The sequence below is a fragment of the Mycolicibacterium parafortuitum genome (assembly GCF_002086815.1).
In the GTDB taxonomy this organism is placed as follows: domain Bacteria; phylum Actinomycetota; class Actinomycetes; order Mycobacteriales; family Mycobacteriaceae; genus Mycobacterium; species Mycobacterium parafortuitum.
Genome location: NZ_MVID01000006.1, coordinates 39,592 through 55,303, shown reverse-complemented (window position 1 = coordinate 55,303; position 15,712 = coordinate 39,592). Strand labels below are relative to the sequence as shown.

Here is a 15,712-nt window from a genome sequence, read left to right as displayed (position 1 = left end):
ACGTACTACGGAGGCAGATATGTATGCGCGTAGTTCGACCATCCACGCGCGATCCTCGGCTGTCGAACGCGGGATCGCCTACATCCACGACACGGTGTGGCCGGCGCTGACCGGACTGGACGGCTATATCGGCCTGTCGCTGTTGGTCGACCGTCAGACCGGCCGCTGCATCGCGACGACCGCCTGGGAGTCCGAGCAGGCCATGTACGCCAGCAGGCCCGTCGCCGACCAGCATCGCGACCGCGCGGCGCAGATCCTCGGGGGCAGCCCCACGGTCGACGAGTGGGAGATCGCGGCGCTGCACCGCGACCACCGGTCGTCACCGGGCGCCTGCGTGCGGGTCACGTGGGCACGGGTGGCGGCCGAGAACGTCGACCGCGCCATCGACGCGTTCCGGCTGGCGACCATCCCGGCGCTGGAGGAACTGGACGGCTTCTGCAGCGCCAGCCTGATGGCGGACCGTGATTCGGGCTTCGGCGTCGCGTCGGTGACGTTCGACAGCTCCGACGCGCTGCGCCACAACCGGGAGGCTCTCGACGAACTGGAGCTGGTCACGGTGCGTGACGCCGGAGCCGAGGTACTCGACTCCTGCGACTGCGACCTGGTGCTGGCCCACCTGCGCGTCCCCGAACTGGTCTAGCTCGTCCCGCGTGACTTTCCGCTCGCCGCCGCCGAGCGCGCGCTAAATCGCAGGTCACGCGGTAGGTTCCGCTTGGATTTTTCTTGGTGTCCGGCGCCAAGTGGCCGCCAAGGCCGCTCGGCGATGCTGCTGCGCAACACCAGGAATCCGAGAAAGGACCCTATCGATGACCGCACCCACGGACCTGAGCCGCGACGAAGCGCTGCGCACCCTGCGCGATCAGGTCACGACGCACGTCGCGCTGCCCGGTGAGCCCGGCTACGAGCGCTGCGCCCCGTGGAACGTGGCCGCACCCGTCAATCCGGCGGCCGTGGTGTTGGCGACGTCCCCGCAGGACGTCGCGGCGACGGTGCGGTTCGCCGCCGCACACGGGTTCACGGTGACGGTGCAGGCGACCGGCCACGGCGCGGTCGGGATCGGGCCGAACACGATCCTGGTCCAGACGTCGGCGATGAAGCGCGTCTCCGTCGACCCCCTCAACGGCACGGCGCAGGTGCAGGCCGGCGCACGCTGGCAGGACGTGATCGACGCCGCCACCCCGCACGGACTCGCGCCGCTGTGCGGGTCGTCGCCGGCCGTCGGCGTGGTCGGCTACCTGACCGGGGGAGGGATCGGGCCGTTGGTGCGCACTGTCGGCCTGTCCTCGGACCATGTGCGCGCGTTCGAGCTGGTGACCGGGGACGGTCGGTTGCTGCGTGCCGCCCCCGACGAGAACGCGGACCTGTTCTGGGGCCTGCGCGGGGGCAAGGCGACGCTGGGCATCGTCACCTCGGTCGAGATGGAGATGCCCGCCATCGCCGAGTTCTACGGAGGGGCACTGTATTTCGACGGTAGTAAGGCCGCGACGGTGCTGCACGCCTGGCGCGCCTGGAGCGCGACGCTACCCGAGACGGTGAACACCTCGATCGCGATCCAACAGCTGCCCCCGCTGCCCGGCGTGCCCGAACCACTGGCCGGCAGGATGACGGTTTCGGTGCGGTACACCGCCGTAGGCGACCTCGCGGAGGGGGAGCGGCTGTTGGCCCCGATGCGCGCACTGGCGACGCCGTTGATCGACGCGGTCGCGGTGATGCCCTACGCGGCGATCGGTGCGGTGCACGCCGACCCGGTCGATCCGATGCCGTGCAACGAGGCCCACGCCCTGCTGTCGGAGCTACCCGCCGAGGCGATCGATGCCGTGCTCGCGGCGGCCGGCCCAGAGTCCGGGTCGCCGCAGGCGCTGGTCGAGCTGCGGATGCTCGGTGGAGCGCTGGCGCGCGAACCGGAACACCGCAGCGCGTTCTGCCACCGGGACGCCGCCTATTCGCTGACGGTCATCGGTGCGTTGGCGCCGGAGATCGCCGGCGCGGTCGTCGAGCATGCCCGCTCGGTCACCCATGCCGTTGCCGCGTGGTCCACGGGCGGGCAGTGGCCGAACTTCGCGCCGTCCTACGACCCGGCGCGTCCGGCGCGGGTGTACAGCGAGGACACGCTGCACTGGCTGGCCGCCCTGGCGGACCGCTACGACCCGGCCCGGGTGCTGGCCACCGGCCAGGTGATCCGGACGCTGGTCTGACGGCGGCCATCAGCACTGCGGAGCGGCCTCGCTAATATTTGTCTCCCGGCATCTGAGATCGCTTTGTCGAAGGAGAGGGCACATGGCACCGCAGGTTGAGCAGCTCGAATTCCAGGCGGAGGCACGGCAACTGCTGGATCTGATGATCCACTCCGTCTACAGCAACAAGGACTCGTTCCTGCGCGAGCTCATCTCGAACGCCTCCGACGCGCTGGACAAGCTGCGGCTCGAAGCGTTCCGCAACAAGGACCTCGACGTCGACACCTCCGATCTGCACATCGAGATCGTCGTCGACAAGGACGCGCGCACGCTGACGGTGCGCGACAACGGCATCGGTATGTCGCGCGACGAGGTGGTGCGCCTGATCGGCACGCTCGCGAAGTCGGGTACCGCCGAGTTGCGCCAGCAGCTGCGGGAGGCCAAGGACGCGAACGCCTCCGAGGAGCTCATCGGCCAGTTCGGGATCGGCTTCTACGCAAGCTTCATGGTGGCCGACCGCGTGGAGCTGCTCACCCGCAAGGCGGGCGAGAGCGAGGCGACCCGGTGGGAGTCCACCGGCGAGGGCAGCTACACCATCGAGACCGTGGACCAGTCCGGTGGCGAAGTGCCAGTCGGGACTTCGGTCACGCTGCACCTCAAACCCGAGGACCGCGAGGACGCGCTGTACGACTACACCTCGGAGTGGAAGATCCGGGAACTCGTCAAGCAGTATTCGGACTTCATCGCCTGGCCCGTCCGGATGGACGTCGAGCGCCGGACTCCCGCGTCCGAGGAGGGCGGCGAGGAGACGGTCACCGTCGAGACCCAGACGCTGAACTCGATGAAGGCACTGTGGGCCAGGCCCCGCGACGAGGTCTCCGACGAGGAGTACACGGAGTTCTACAAGCACATCGCGCACGCGTGGGACGAGCCGCTGGAAATCATCGCGATGAAAGCGGAGGGCACGTTCGAATACCAGGCGCTGCTGTTCATCCCGTCGCACGCGCCGTTCGACCTGTTCAACCAGAACGCCGCGGTCGGGGTGCAGCTGTACGTCAAGCGGGTCTTCATCATGGGTGACTGCGACCAGCTGATGCCGCCGTACCTGCGCTTCGTCAAGGGTGTCGTCGACGCACAGGACATGTCGCTCAACGTGTCCCGCGAGATCCTGCAGCAGGACCGCCAGATCCGGGCGATCCGGCGCAGGCTCACCAAGAAGGTGCTCTCGACCATCACCGAGATGCAGACAGAGCGGCCGGAGAAGTACCGCACCTTCTGGACGCAGTTCGGCAGGGTCGTCAAAGAGGGGCTGCTGACCGATACCGACAACCAGGAGACGCTGCTGCGGCTGTGCTCGTTCGCCTCGACGCACAGCGACGACGAACCCACCACGCTGGCCGATTACGTGGCACGCATGCCGGAGGGGCAAGGCCAGATCTTCTACGCCGCAGGCGAATCCCGTCAGCAGCTGCTGAACTCACCGCACCTGGAGGCGTTCAAGGCCAAGGGGTACGAGGTCCTGTTGCTCACCGATCCGGTGGACGAAGTCTGGGTGGAGTCGATCCACGAGTTCGACGGCAAGCCGCTGCAGTCGGTGGCCAAGGGCGAGGTCGACCTCGACTCCGAGGCCGACAAAGAAGCCAGCGAAGCCGAACGCCAGGAGCGGGAGCAGGAGTTCGCCGACCTGATCTCCTGGCTGAAGGACACCCTGAGCGACCACGTCAAGGAAGTGCGGCTGTCCACGCGGCTGACCGATTCGCCCGCGTGCCTGATCACCGACACCTTCGGCATCACACCCGCACTGGCCCGTATGTACCGGGCATCGGGTCAGCCGGTCCCGGTGGAGAAGAGGATCCTCGAGCTGAATCCGAACCACCCGCTGATCGTCGGTCTTCGGGACGCGTACAAGAACCGCGGCGCGGACGCCGAGCTGGCCGGCACCGCCGAACTGCTCTACGGCACCGCACTTCTCGCCGAGGGAGGGGCGCTGGAGGATCCGGCGAAGTTCGCCGGCCTGCTCGCCGACCGGCTGACGCGCACGATCGGGGAGCAGTCCTAGACGGGACGGGACGACCTCGGGTCTTTCAGAACTGGTACCCGGCTATGGTGTTGGCGTCGGCTTCCAGCGCGGCATTTCCGACGAAGACGTTGTCGTAGCCGTCGAGTTTGGTCAGCGACTCGTAGCCGGGGACGTTCAGATTGGTGCCGGCCTCGATCTTCTCGCCCTGCACGAGCATCAGCGCGATCTGCAATGCCGCTTCCCCGGCCATCGCCGGATCCCAGAAGAAAATCTTGTCGACCGAGCCGTCGGAGAAGTACGGCAACGCCAAGGAGGGAACCGCGGTTCCCATCACGCATATCCGGTCCTGCAAGCCCGCGTCTCGTACGGCACGTGCGATTCCCGGCACATCGGTACTGGCCGCGCCCTGAAAGCCCCTGAGATTCGGGTACTTCGCCAGCAGCTCTGTGGCCTTCGCGTAGGCGGTCGACTCATCGTCGGCGGTTTCGACCGGGCTTTCGACCCGGGTCATGCCGGGGAAATCGGCCAGCTGCATGTCATGCGCGGCGTCCACCCACTGCATGTGCGTCGTCATGGTCACGCTACCGACGAATTGGACGTAGTCGCCTTGTCCGCCCATGCACTGGGCGAGGCTTTGGATGATCTGCCTGCCGAAGGCGGCGTTGTCGAACGCCTCGATGTCGATGTCGGCGTTCTGAATTCCGGTGGCCTCGTGCGAGACGACCGTGATGCCCTGGGCGCGAGCCTGTCCGAGTACATCCTCCAGCGCTTCGACCGAGTTGGGCACCACGGTGATGGCGGTCGGCCGGCGCGGGATCAGATCCGCGATCAGCTGGACCTGCTTCTGCGGGTCGGTGTCGTCTGCGCCCTCTTGGCTGGTGTGGACGCCGGTGCGTTGCGCGAAGTTCTCGTCGCCCACGGCCATCCGGTTGAACCAGGGCAGACCCTTGACCTTGACGACGTTGACCATCGTCAGGCCATTGGCATCCGGGGCGGCGTTGGCGACTCCGGCAGACGCGGCGATCAGCGTCATGACCACGCCTACCGCGCCGAGAAGGACAGTTCGACTGCGCCGCATTCACTACTCCATTCGTGGACCCCGCGGGGGTTGGGTATCAGATTGACCTACTTCGGCCCTCGGCGCAGGAGGATTGCCGTCTTCCGCGCCGCGGAGTACCCCACGCTGCGGGGCGCTCACGGGCAGCGGAGCGGGATCAGCGCGATGCCGTTTGGATCGCACTGCGACAGAGGAAAATTCAGCATCATTGCACTTTTGATGCGTCTGGCGTTGCATGACAGGGGAATTCGTGGCGCAGCGCCAGCGGTGTCATTCCCCGAAGCCCGCGCGCCGAGTCGTCGCGGTTCATCGTCGGTGGCGATCAGCTCAGGCGCCCACCGGGTGAAGCCTGGGGTGGTCGGATGGCGCCGACGAACCGTCTGTTGCTCGCCGTGGGAATGTCCGCGCAAGGCGCGGGCAGGGGCGCCAGTAAGCTCGCGGCGTGACCGGCGAGCCCCGCCCCGAACTGCAGCGTGATGCCGAACGAACCCGCGCCGAGCTTCTGGCCGTCGCGACCGAGGTGTTCGCGGAATCCGGCTACTCCGGCGCGCGGGTCGACGAGATCGCCGAGCGAACCCGCACCACCAAGCGCATGATCTATTACTACTTCGGCGGCAAAGAGGGCCTGTACCTGGCCGTGCTGGAGAACGCCTACCGCGGGATCCGCGAGGCTGAGCAGCGGCTGCAGGTCGACCACGTCGATCCGGTGGACGCGATGCGCAAGCTCGCCGAGCTCACCTTCGACCATCACCTCGACCATCAGGCCTTCATTCGGCTGGTGGCGATCGAGAACATCCACCGGGGTGAGTACATCGGGCGCCTCGACTCGCTGCGCAGCCTGGCTCGGCCCGCGACGTCGCTGCTCGACGAGATTCTCACCCGCGGCCACGAGCAGGGGGTGTTCCGTGCCGACGTCGAGGCGCTCGACGTGCACCTGCTGATCAGTTCCTACTGCGTGTTCCAGGTGGCGAACCGCTACACCTTCGGGTTCCTGTTCGACGTGGACTTCACCGAGGCCGCGCAACGCGCCCACCTGCGGCGGATGATCGGCGACATCGTCGTCGGCTGGCTCACCGCGCGCTGACGAGCGACTCAGCTCACACCAAATCCTTGACGAGACGCAGACCACAGTGCTCTACTGGATGTACGTACTAGTTAGTACATTAAGGAGAAACGGTGAAGCAGTGACATCCAGCCCGTATCTGGTCGGTCTCGTCGGACAAGGCGTCGGACCGTCGCTCACCCCGGCACTACACATGGCCGAGGCGCGGGCCCACGGGCTCAACTACGTCTACCGCACCATTGATCTGAACGCGGCCGGACTCACTCCCGACCGGATCGGGGAGATCCTCACCTGGGCGCGCGCCCTCGGGTTCGACGCCCTCAACATCACCCATCCGTGCAAGCGGTCGGTGATCCCGCACCTCGACCGGCTGGACGACGGTGCCGCCGCACTCGGGGCGGTCAACACGGTGGTGTTCCAGACGACCGGCACCGTCGGTTACAACACCGACGCACCCGGCTTCGCCCGGGGATTCGCCGAAGGCCTGCCCGGTGCGGCCACCTCTCACGTGGTCCTGCTCGGTGCCGGGGGCGCGGGTGCAGCGGTCGGGCACGCGCTCCTCGACCTGGGCACCGCCCATCTGACCATCGTCGACGTCGACGTCGAGCGCGCCACCACCCTGGCCGGCGAACTCGCCGCGCGCCACCGCGACGCGCACGTCGACGTGTCGCCGTCCGACAAGCTCTCGATCCTGCTGCCGTCCAGCGACGGCGTGGTGCACTGCACGCCCACCGGCATGGCCGACCACCCCGGGCTGCCGTTCGACGCCGGTCTTCTGCATCCCGGCCTGTGGGTGGCCGACATCGTCTACCGGCCCTTGGACACCGAGTTGCTCACCGCCGCCCGCCGGGCCGGTTGCCGGACGCTCGACGGCGGCCACATGGCGGTACACCAGGCGGCCATCGCCTTCGAGTTGATCACCGGAATCACCCCGGATGCCGACCGCATGTCACGCCATTTCCGAACGCTTGCCACGTAATTCGCAGCCGTCTGACTTCACGAGGAATGTAGGAGGAACCCATGAGCTTCACCGACAGCAACCCGCCCGACAGCGCACCCGAACGGACGCCGAAGAAGGCCGCGCTGGCCAGCTTCATGGGCAGCGCCGTCGAGTACTACGACTTCTTCGTGTTCGGGTTCGTCGCCGCGCTGGTTTTCCCGAAGGTCTTCTTCCCCGAGGGCAACGACACGGTCGCGTTGGCGCAGTCGTTCGCCACACTCGGGGTCGCCTACATCGCCAGGCCCGTGGGCGCCTTCGTGATCGGCCACTACGGTGACCGCATCGGGCGCCGCAACGTGCTGATGTTCACCCTCGTCCTCATGGGCGTCTCGACGTTCGCGATCGGTTGCCTGCCGTCCTACGACACGGCCGGGGTCCTCGCACCCATCCTGCTGGTCACATGCCGGCTGCTGCAAGGCTTCTCGGCCGCGGGCGAGCAGGCCGGTGCCAGCTCGCTGACGTTGGAACATTCGCCCGACAACCAGCGCGCGTTCTTCACCTCGTGGACGCTGACCGGAACCCAGGGCGGACTGATCCTGGCCTCGCTCGTCGTCATCCCGATCGTCGCACTGCCGGACGACGACCTGTACTCCTGGGGCTGGCGAGTTCCGTTCTGGCTGAGCGCGTTCGTGGTCGTGGTCGCCTACTTCATCCGCCGTCGGCTGCACGAGACGCCCGAATTCGAGGATGCCAAGAGCAAGGGCACCATCGCCCGGATGCCGCTGAAACCCCTGATGCGCAATCACTGGCGTGACGTCCTGCGGGTGATCTTCTGTGCCTTCATCGCCGCTGTGTCAACGGTGTTCGCCAACCTGGCGATCGCCTACGGCAAGAAAATGGGGCTTGACTCGGACGTGACGCTGTGGCTTGTCGTGGTCGCGAACATCGTGGCACTGGGAACGCAGCCGCTCTTCGGAAAGCTGGCCGATCGCGTCGGCCGTAAGCCGGTCTTCATCTACGGTGCGCTGTCCTCGGCGGTGCTGATGCCGTTCTATCTCCTGTCGATGAGCAGTGGAAACACGCTGCTGATGTTCGCGCTGGCGATCGCCACCTTCTCGTTTGGCTATGCCGCCGCCAACGCGGTGTGGCCGTCGTTCTACGGCGAGATGTTCTCCACCCGGGTTCGGTTCTCCGGGTTGGCGATCGGCACGCAGCTGGGCTTCCTCGTCGCAGGCTTCGCGCCGGCGATCGTGACGGCACTCGGCGGGGTAGAGGAGGGGGGCTGGGTGGTCATCACCGTGTTCACCGCGGTCGTCTGCCTGATCGCGAGCGGTGCCGCGCTGACGGCCAGGGAAACCAAGGACGTCCCGACCGCGTTGCTGGGCACGACGCCCGGCTCCGCGCGGGAACTCGTCGACCACTGAGGAGCGACCGTGCAGAACCTGATGCCGACCGTCACCGACTCCGACAGCGCCACCGCCGACCAGCAGGCGATCAGCGCGGAGATGGCAGCTATCGCCACCGACTACGAGCGCGCAGGGGTCGAGGAGACACAGCCCCGGCTCGATTACCCGCCGTACCGCAGCAGCCTGCTGCGTCATCCCACCAAGGATCTCCACCACGCGGACCCCGAGGGCGTCGAACTGTGGACGCCGTGCTTCTCGGAGCGCGATGTCAACCCGCTCGAAGCCGATCTCACCATCCAGCACGGGGGTGAACCGATCGGTGAGCGGATGGTGGTGACCGGCCGGGTCCTCGACGGCGACGGCCGGCCCGTGCGGCGCCAGCTCGTCGAGATCTGGCAGGCCAATGCCGGTGGGCGCTACATCCACAAGCGCGACCAGCATCCGGCGGCGATCGACCCCAACTTCACCGGTGTCGGCCGCTGCCTGACCGACGACGACGGCACCTACCGGTTCACCACCATCAAGCCGGGACCGTACCCGTGGAAGAACCACCGAAATGCCTGGCGGCCGGCGCACATCCACTTCTCGCTGTTCGGAACACAATTCACGCAGCGGATGGTCACCCAGATGTACTTTCCGAACGATCCGCTGTTCGGCCTGGACCCGATCTATCAGGCCATCACCGACCGCAAGGCCCGTGATCGGCTGGTGGCCGCCTACGACCACGACGTCACCACCCACGAGTGGGCGACGGGTTACCGCTGGGACATCGTGCTCACCGGCGCGACACCCACCCCGACCGAGAATGCCGACCTGACAGGCGAGCACGCATGAGCTCCTTGCTGACCGCGACCCCGGGACAGACCGTCGGCCCGTTCTTCGGCTATGCCTTGCCGTTCGACCGGTGCCACGAACTCGTTCCTCCCGCTTCGCCGAACGCCATTCAACTGTCGGGCGTCGTCTCCGCGGGCGACGGCCGCCCGGTACCCGATGCGCTGCTGGAGATCTGGCAGGCCGACGCCGACGGTGCGGTCCCCACCTCCGCCGGGTCAATGCACCGGGACGGTTTCACCTTCACCGGATGGGGCCGGGCGAGCACCGGCGACGACGGCCGGTACTCGTTCTCCACCGTGATCCCCGGCCCGGTCCGGCCCGGGGCGGCTCCGTTCATCCTGATGACCGTGTTCGCCCGCGGACTGCTCAACCGGCTGTTCACCCGCGTCTACATGCAGGGGGACCACCTGGCCGACGACGCGCTGCTGACCTCGCTGCCACCCGAACGGCGCCAGACCCTGATCGCGACCCGCGATGGTGCCGGCCTGCACTTCGACGTCCAATTGCAGGACGCGCCAGGCGCGCCCGAGACCGTCTTCCTGCGCTATCCCGGGCAGCCACGGTGACCGATCTCTTCTGGCCGGGGGACCATCTCGCGGGTGACCTGATGAGCGACGGCGCGTTCCTCGCCGCGATGGTCGCCGTCGAGCAGGCCTGGCTCGGCGCTCTGGTCGACGCCGGCATCGCCCCGGCCGACGCCCGGGCGGACCTGTCCGTCGCCGACGGCGACGTCGAGACGATCGCGCGGCGCGCCGACGTCGACGGCAACCCGGTCAGCGCCCTGATCGCCGTGCTTCGGGACCGCGCGGACGCGGAGACGGCACGGTGGCTGCACCGCGGACTGACCAGCCAGGACGTCCTGGACACGGCGGTGATCCTCTGCGTGCGTGACGTGCTCATCAGGGTCGGCGTCGAGTGCGCCGCGCAGGTTCGCGCGCTTTCAGAGCTCATTGAAACCCACCGTGACGCACCGGCATTGGCGCGCACGCTGACCCAGGCGGCTTTGCCGAGCACACTCGGCGCGAAGATCTCCCGCTGGCTCGCAGGCGTGCTCGACGCGGCCGAGCCGCTGGCCGGCCTGCGCACGTCGCTGCCCGTCCAGGTCGGCGGCGCGGTGGGCACGCTCGCCGCCACCACCGAACTCGCCGGGTCGATCGACGCGGCGCTGGCCCTGGGCGACGCGCTGGCCGACCGTCTGATGCTTGCGCCCGCGCTGCCGTGGCACACCACACGGTCGCCCATCACCCGGATCGGCGATGCGCTGGTGACGTGCTGCGACAGCTGGGGACACCTCGCCGCCGACGTGACGACGGGCAGCCGCCCCGAAGTCGGCGAGCTGGCCGAGGGCAGCGGAGGCGGATCGTCGACCATGCCGCACAAGAACAATCCCGTACGCGCCGTGCTGATCCGGCGCGCGGCACTCACGGCGGGACCACTCGGTGCCACTCTGCACGCCGCATCCGCCGCGAGCGTCGACGAACGTTCCGACGGCGCCTGGCACGCGGAATGGGCAACGCTGCGGACGCTGGCGCGGCGCACCGTCGTCGCCGCCGCGCACACGTCCGACCTCGTCTGCGGGCTGCGATTCGACGAGGGCCGTGCCGCCGCCAACCTTGCCGCCGCGAACCTTGCCGCCGCCGACGGCCTGCTTTCCGAACAGCAGACGATGACCGAATTGACCGGTCGGCCCGGACTTTCCGACTACACGGGAGCAGCGGACCGCGTCGTCGACGCGACGCTGAGCCGGGCCCGCCACTTCCTCGAGGAGTCCTCGTGACCGTTCCCACGCTGGCCGCCGTCGACTTCGGCGGGCCCGTCGACGGGCCGCTCATCCTGCTCGGCCCATCGCTGGGGACCTCGGCGGCCACCCTGTGGGGTGGGGTCGCCGACGGGCTCGTCACCCGCGCCCGCCTCGTCGGCTGGGATCTGCCCGGCCACGGCCGCAGCGCCCCCGCCGCGGCATTCACCATCGCCGACCTCGCCGCCGCGGTCCTCGCGCTCGCGGACCAGCTCGGTGCCCAGACTTTCCACTACGCAGGCGATTCCGTCGGTGGCGCCGTCGGCCTGCAGGTGGCCCTCGATGCGCCGCACCGGATGAGCACCGCGACGCTGATGTGCACCGGCGCGGTGATCGGCACCCCGGACGGCTGGCACGAACGCGCCGCCACCGTGCGCGCCGACGGCATCGCCCCGATCGTCGCCGCCGCCCCGCAGCGCTGGTTCGCACCCGGCTTCGTCGAGCGCCACCCCGGCGTCGCGGCGGCGCTCCTGGACAGCCTGAGCCGCACCGATCCGCAGTCCTACGCGTGGACGTGCGAGGCGCTGGCCGGATTCGACGTCGCGCGGCGACTGACCGAGATCGCCATCCCCGTCCTCGCGGTCGCGGGCCGCGACGACGTGCCCACCCCACCGGAGTCGTTGCAGCGCATCGCGACCGGGGTATCGAACGGCGAGCTCGTGGTGCTCGACGGTGTCGCCCACCTCGCGCCCGCCGAGGCGCCCGACCGGGTCGCGGCACTGATCGCGCAGAACGTCGGGCTGTCGCCGGCTCCCGCCGCCGGCACCGTCGACGACGTCTACCGGGCCGGCATGGCTGTGCGTCGCGAGGTGCTCGGCGACGCCCACGTCGACCGCGCCACCGCCGCCACCACCGACCTGACCGCGGACTTCCAGCGCATGATCACCGAGTACGCCTGGGGCGGCATCTGGACGCGACCCGGGCTGGACCGCCGCAGTCGCTCGATGATCACGCTGACCGCCCTGATCGCGCGGGGCCACCACGAGGAATTCGCGATGCACCTGCGCGCCGCACGCCGCAACGGCCTGACCGACGACGAGATCAAGGAGCTGATCATGCAGACCGCGATCTACTGCGGCGTCCCCGACGCCAACTCCGCGTTCCGCATCGCCGCCGACGTGCTGTCCGACGACGACGCCGCGGGCGGTGCCCGATGACGCTCATCACCGGTGACCCCCGGGAGGCGGTGGCCGGCATCGCCGACGGGTCGACCGTCCTGGTCGGCGGCTTCGGCATGGCCGGCATGCCCACCGTGCTGATCGACGCGCTCATCGACCACGGCGCCACCGACCTGACCATCGTCAGCAACAACGCCGGCAACGGCGACACCGGTCTGGCCGCACTGCTGGCCGCCGGGCGGGTGCGCCGGATCATCTGTTCGTTTCCGCGACAAAGCGATTCCCATGTGTTCGACGAGCTCTACCGTGCGGGCCGGATCGACCTCGAGGTGGTGCCGCAGGGCAACCTCGCCGAACGGATGCGGGCCGCGGGCGCCGGGATCGGCGCGTTCTTCTGTCCCACCGGGTTCGGCACCGACCTGGCCCAGGGGCGCGAGACGCGCACCATCGACGGACGCGACTACGTCCTGGAGTATCCGATCCGCGGCGACGTGGCCCTGATCGGCGCCCATCGCAGCGACCGGATGGGCAACCTGGTCTACCGCAAGACCGCACGCAATTTCGGACCGGTCATGGCGACGGCCGCCGACCTGACCATCGTCGAGGTGTCCGCGGTCGTCGAGACCGGCGACATCGACCCGGAAGTGGTGGTGACGCCGTCCATCTACGTCGACCGGGTGCTGGACCTCTCCGCGGCGACCACCCCGGTATTGGAGGCTTCGTGACCATCGCCCTCACCGTGTCGGAGACCGTCGAGAACGTCGACCGGGGACCCCTCGGGCGCGACGAGATGGCAAGGGCGGTCGCCGCCGACATCCCGCCCGGGTCGTTCGTCAACCTCGGCATCGGACAGCCCACGAAGGTCTCGGACTACCTCGCCCCCGACAGCGGGATCGTCCTGCACACCGAGAACGGCATGCTGGGCATGGGCCCCGAGGCCGTCGGCGACGAGATCGACCCGGATCTGATCAACGCCGGCAAGATCCCGGTCACCGAGCTGCCCGGCGCCTCGTACTTCCACCATGCCGACTCGTTCGCGATGATGCGCGGCGGGCACCTCGACGTGTGCGTTCTCGGCGCGTTCCAGGTCTCCGAGCGCGGGGACCTGGCCAACTGGCACACCGGTGCACCGGGGGCGATCCCGGCCGTCGGCGGGGCCATGGACCTGGCGATCGGCGCCAAGGACGTCTTCGTCATGATGACGCTGTTCACCAAGGACGGCACACCGAAACTGGTGCCGCAGTGCACGTATCCGTTGACGGGCCTGGCGTGTGTCAGCCGGGTGTACACCGAACTGGCGATGTTCGCCGTCGGCCAGGACGGGATCCGGGTGATCGCGACCTACGGAACCTCGTTCGCCGAACTCCAGAAGCGTCTGGACCCCACGCTCCGCCGCGTGCAGGAGTGACCGATGCCGACCATCTCGTCGTGAAAGAAGGCCTCACATCATGACTCTCACCCCCAACCGGCACGTCAAGACCATCGCGACGGTCTGCCTGTCCGGGACGCTCGACGACAAGCTCGTCGCCGCCGCCCATGCCGGGTTCGACGGGATCGAACTGTTCGAACCCGATCTCGTCGCGTCGACGTCGAGTCCGGCGGAGGTCCGGAAGCGGTGTGAGGAACTCGGGCTCGACATCGTGCTGTACCAACCGTTCCGGGACCTCGACAGCACCGACCGCGAACAGTTCGAACGCAACCTCATCCGTCTCGACCGCAAGTTCGACGTGATGGCCGAGCTCGGCGTCGATCTGATCCTGGTCTGCTCCAACGCCTCAGGCGACGCCGTGGCCGACATCGACGAGCTGGCAGCGCAATTGCGCGCGGCGGGGGAACTCGCCGAGCGCCGCGGGATGCGCATCGCCTACGAGGCCTTGGCCTGGGGGCGCACGGTCGATCTGTGGCAGCAATCCTGGGAGGCGGTCCGGCGGGCTGACCACCCGGCCGTCGGCCTGTGCCTGGACAGCTTCCACATCCTGTCGAGATCGTCGACGATGTCCGAACTCGCCGACGTGCCCGGCGACAAGATCTTCTTCCTCCAGCTCGCCGACGCGCCGCACAAGGACATGGACGTGTTGCAGTGGAGCAGGCACTACCGGCTGTTTCCGGGGGAGGGGGCTTTCGACCTCGTCGCGTTCACCGCAGCCGTGCTGGACGCCGGGTACCGGGGCCCGCTGTCGTTGGAGGTGTTCAACGACGTGTTCCGGCAGTCCTCGCCGGTCCGGACGGCCATCGACGCGGTGCGGTCGCTGGGAGCGCTCGAAGCCGGCCTCGACCACGCACTGCCGCGGCAGCGGTTCGACGTGGCGTTCGTCGAGTTGAGCGTCACACCGACCAACCTCACCACGGCCGAACACGCGTTGTCCGCACTGGGATTCGCGCCCTCGGCGACGCACCGCACCAAAAAGGTGACGGCGTGGACGCAACACGATGTCACCATCCTGGTGACCGTGGTCACCGATGCCGCCGAGGACGATTCCACGGCGATTGCCGCGATCGGGTTCGACACCGAGGATCCCACCGGTTTCGCCGCCACGGCCGAGGGTCTCAACGTGGCAGCCCTGCCGCGGGTGGTGCGGCCGGGGGAGGCGGATCTGCCCGCCGTCGCGGCGCCGGACGGCGTATCGGTGTTCTTCGTCTCCGCCGAGCGCGCCGAGTTGGATTGGCGCCGCGACTTCGACGTCGAGTCACCGGCCGGCGTGGCCGCCGACGCCGGCCTCACCGCTATCGACCACGTCTCGGTCACCGCGCCCTTCGACCGGTACGACGAAAGCGTGTTGTTCTATCGTTCCGTGCTCGGGATGCGCACCGAGGAGGTCGCGGAGTACCCGGGGCCCTACGGCCTGGTGCGCAGTCATCTGCTCCGCGCGCCGCAGCCGTCGGGATTCGGTGTGGCGCTGGACGGTCCGCTGCTGCGCCGGGGGAAGTGGACCCCGGGTGTCCAGACCCCGCAACACATCGCGTTCCTCACCGACGACATCGTCGCCGCCTTGGGCGCGCTACCCGCCGACGCCCCGATCTTGCGGATCCCTGACAACTACTACGTCGATCTGCAGGCCCGGCTGGATCTCACCGACGAGTTCGTGGACCGGATCCGCCGGCTGAACATCCTGTACGACCGCAGCGCCGACGGCGAATACCTGCATGCCTATACCGCGGTGATCGGCTCGCAGGTCTACTTCGAGATCGTCGAGCGGCGAGGCGACTACCGGGGCCGTCCGCTCGCCGACGCCCCGGTCCGCATGGCCGCCCACGTCGCCGCGCGACGCGCAAAGGCGCACTTCTGACCGCTGTGCCGGGGG

14 protein-coding genes are annotated in these 15,712 nt (G+C 68.6%); 13 read left to right on the top strand and 1 reads right to left on the bottom strand.

The genetic code is table 11. The features are described 5' to 3' along the window. Positions 1 to 19 precede the first annotated feature (19 nt). From BST38_RS09575 to htpG, 3 genes are all read left to right on the top strand, one after another. The gene (locus BST38_RS09575) at positions 20 to 640 is read left to right on the top strand and encodes a hypothetical protein (RefSeq protein ID WP_083143054.1); all 621 of its coding nucleotides are present in this window, start codon (positions 20 to 22) and stop codon (positions 638 to 640) included. A gap of 166 nt (positions 641 to 806) precedes the next feature. Then, a complete protein-coding gene (locus tag BST38_RS09570) occupies positions 807 to 2,195 on the top strand; it encodes an FAD-binding oxidoreductase (RefSeq protein ID WP_083143053.1) in 1,389 nt (462 codons plus the stop codon). A gap of 82 nt (positions 2,196 to 2,277) precedes the next feature. Beyond that, positions 2,278 to 4,233 (top strand): molecular chaperone HtpG, encoded by a 1,956-nt coding sequence (gene htpG, locus BST38_RS09565; RefSeq protein ID WP_083143052.1) that lies wholly within the window; start codon positions 2,278 to 2,280, stop codon positions 4,231 to 4,233. A 25-nt stretch (positions 4,234 to 4,258) separates the two neighbouring features. On the opposite strand, the gene BST38_RS09560 is transcribed toward htpG, so the two are convergent. Then, on the bottom strand, positions 4,259 to 5,227 hold the full coding sequence (locus BST38_RS09560) for an autoinducer 2 ABC transporter substrate-binding protein (RefSeq protein ID WP_237160720.1): 969 nt from the start codon (positions 5,225 to 5,227) through the stop codon (positions 4,259 to 4,261). 466 nt (positions 5,228 to 5,693) lie between these two features. On the opposite strand from BST38_RS09560, the gene BST38_RS09555 reads away from it, so the two are divergent. The 10 genes from BST38_RS09555 (at position 5,694) to BST38_RS09510 (ending at position 15,697) form a co-directional block, all read left to right on the top strand. Next, a complete protein-coding gene (locus BST38_RS09555; protein ID WP_083143050.1) occupies positions 5,694 to 6,335 on the top strand; it encodes a TetR/AcrR family transcriptional regulator in 642 nt (213 codons plus the stop codon). A 58-nt stretch (positions 6,336 to 6,393) separates the two neighbouring features. Continuing rightward, positions 6,394 to 7,293 carry a shikimate dehydrogenase gene (locus BST38_RS09550; protein WP_083143196.1) on the top strand — a complete coding sequence of 300 codons (900 nt, stop codon included), beginning with the start codon at positions 6,394 to 6,396 and terminating at the stop codon, positions 7,291 to 7,293. A gap of 41 nt (positions 7,294 to 7,334) precedes the next feature. Further along, the gene (locus BST38_RS09545; RefSeq protein ID WP_083143049.1) at positions 7,335 to 8,678 is read left to right on the top strand and encodes an MFS transporter; all 1,344 of its coding nucleotides are present in this window, start codon (positions 7,335 to 7,337) and stop codon (positions 8,676 to 8,678) included. A 21-nt stretch (positions 8,679 to 8,699) separates the two neighbouring features. Beyond that, positions 8,700 to 9,494, top strand: a complete 795-nt coding sequence (gene pcaH, locus BST38_RS09540; RefSeq protein ID WP_083143195.1) for a protocatechuate 3,4-dioxygenase subunit beta — start codon at positions 8,700 to 8,702, stop codon at positions 9,492 to 9,494. Continuing rightward, the gene (gene pcaG, locus BST38_RS09535; protein ID WP_083143048.1) at positions 9,491 to 10,060 is read left to right on the top strand and encodes a protocatechuate 3,4-dioxygenase subunit alpha; all 570 of its coding nucleotides are present in this window, start codon (positions 9,491 to 9,493) and stop codon (positions 10,058 to 10,060) included. The genes pcaH and pcaG overlap by 4 nt, the downstream gene beginning before the upstream one ends. Further along, entirely contained in the window at positions 10,057 to 11,271 is a 1,215-nt protein-coding gene (locus BST38_RS09530; protein WP_083143047.1) for a lyase family protein, read from the top strand. Before pcaG ends, BST38_RS09530 begins: the two co-directional genes overlap by 4 nt. Next, positions 11,268 to 12,449, top strand: coding sequence for a bifunctional 3-oxoadipate enol-lactonase/4-carboxymuconolactone decarboxylase PcaDC (pcaDC, locus tag BST38_RS09525; protein WP_083143046.1), 1,182 nt, complete (start codon positions 11,268 to 11,270; stop codon positions 12,447 to 12,449). Before BST38_RS09530 ends, pcaDC begins: the two co-directional genes overlap by 4 nt. After that, complete coding sequence (locus tag BST38_RS09520) at positions 12,446 to 13,135, top strand: 3-oxoacid CoA-transferase subunit A (RefSeq protein ID WP_083143045.1); 690 nt, start codon at positions 12,446 to 12,448, stop codon at positions 13,133 to 13,135. The genes pcaDC and BST38_RS09520 overlap by 4 nt, the downstream gene beginning before the upstream one ends. 65 nt (positions 13,136 to 13,200) lie before the next feature. Further along, positions 13,201 to 13,818, top strand: a complete 618-nt coding sequence (locus tag BST38_RS09515; RefSeq protein WP_083143194.1) for a 3-oxoacid CoA-transferase subunit B — start codon at positions 13,201 to 13,203, stop codon at positions 13,816 to 13,818. A gap of 40 nt (positions 13,819 to 13,858) precedes the next feature. Continuing rightward, the gene (locus BST38_RS09510) at positions 13,859 to 15,697 is read left to right on the top strand and encodes a sugar phosphate isomerase/epimerase and 4-hydroxyphenylpyruvate domain-containing protein (protein WP_083143044.1); all 1,839 of its coding nucleotides are present in this window, start codon (positions 13,859 to 13,861) and stop codon (positions 15,695 to 15,697) included. Positions 15,698 to 15,712 lie beyond the last annotated feature (15 nt).

Bases quoted from the DNA above. Each gene is read 5' to 3' on its own strand.
- BST38_RS09575 (WP_083143054.1), top strand. From the start codon at position 20: ATGTATGCGCGTAGTTCGACCATCCACGCGCGATCCTCGGCTGTCGAA.
- BST38_RS09570 (WP_083143053.1), top strand. From the start codon at position 807: ATGACCGCACCCACGGACCTGAGCCGCGACGAAGCGCTGCGCACCCTG.
- htpG (WP_083143052.1), top strand. From the start codon at position 2,278: ATGGCACCGCAGGTTGAGCAGCTCGAATTCCAGGCGGAGGCACGGCAA.
- BST38_RS09560 (WP_237160720.1), bottom strand. From the start codon at position 5,227: ATGACGCTGATCGCCGCGTCTGCCGGAGTCGCCAACGCCGCCCCGGAT.
- BST38_RS09550 (WP_083143196.1), top strand. From the start codon at position 6,394: ATGTACGTACTAGTTAGTACATTAAGGAGAAACGGTGAAGCAGTGACA.
- BST38_RS09545 (WP_083143049.1), top strand. From the start codon at position 7,335: ATGAGCTTCACCGACAGCAACCCGCCCGACAGCGCACCCGAACGGACG.
- pcaH (WP_083143195.1), top strand. From the start codon at position 8,700: ATGCCGACCGTCACCGACTCCGACAGCGCCACCGCCGACCAGCAGGCG.
- pcaG (WP_083143048.1), top strand. From the start codon at position 9,491: ATGAGCTCCTTGCTGACCGCGACCCCGGGACAGACCGTCGGCCCGTTC.
- BST38_RS09520 (WP_083143045.1), top strand. From the start codon at position 12,446: ATGACGCTCATCACCGGTGACCCCCGGGAGGCGGTGGCCGGCATCGCC.
- BST38_RS09515 (WP_083143194.1), top strand. From the start codon at position 13,201: ATGGCAAGGGCGGTCGCCGCCGACATCCCGCCCGGGTCGTTCGTCAAC.
- BST38_RS09510 (WP_083143044.1), top strand. From the start codon at position 13,859: ATGACTCTCACCCCCAACCGGCACGTCAAGACCATCGCGACGGTCTGC.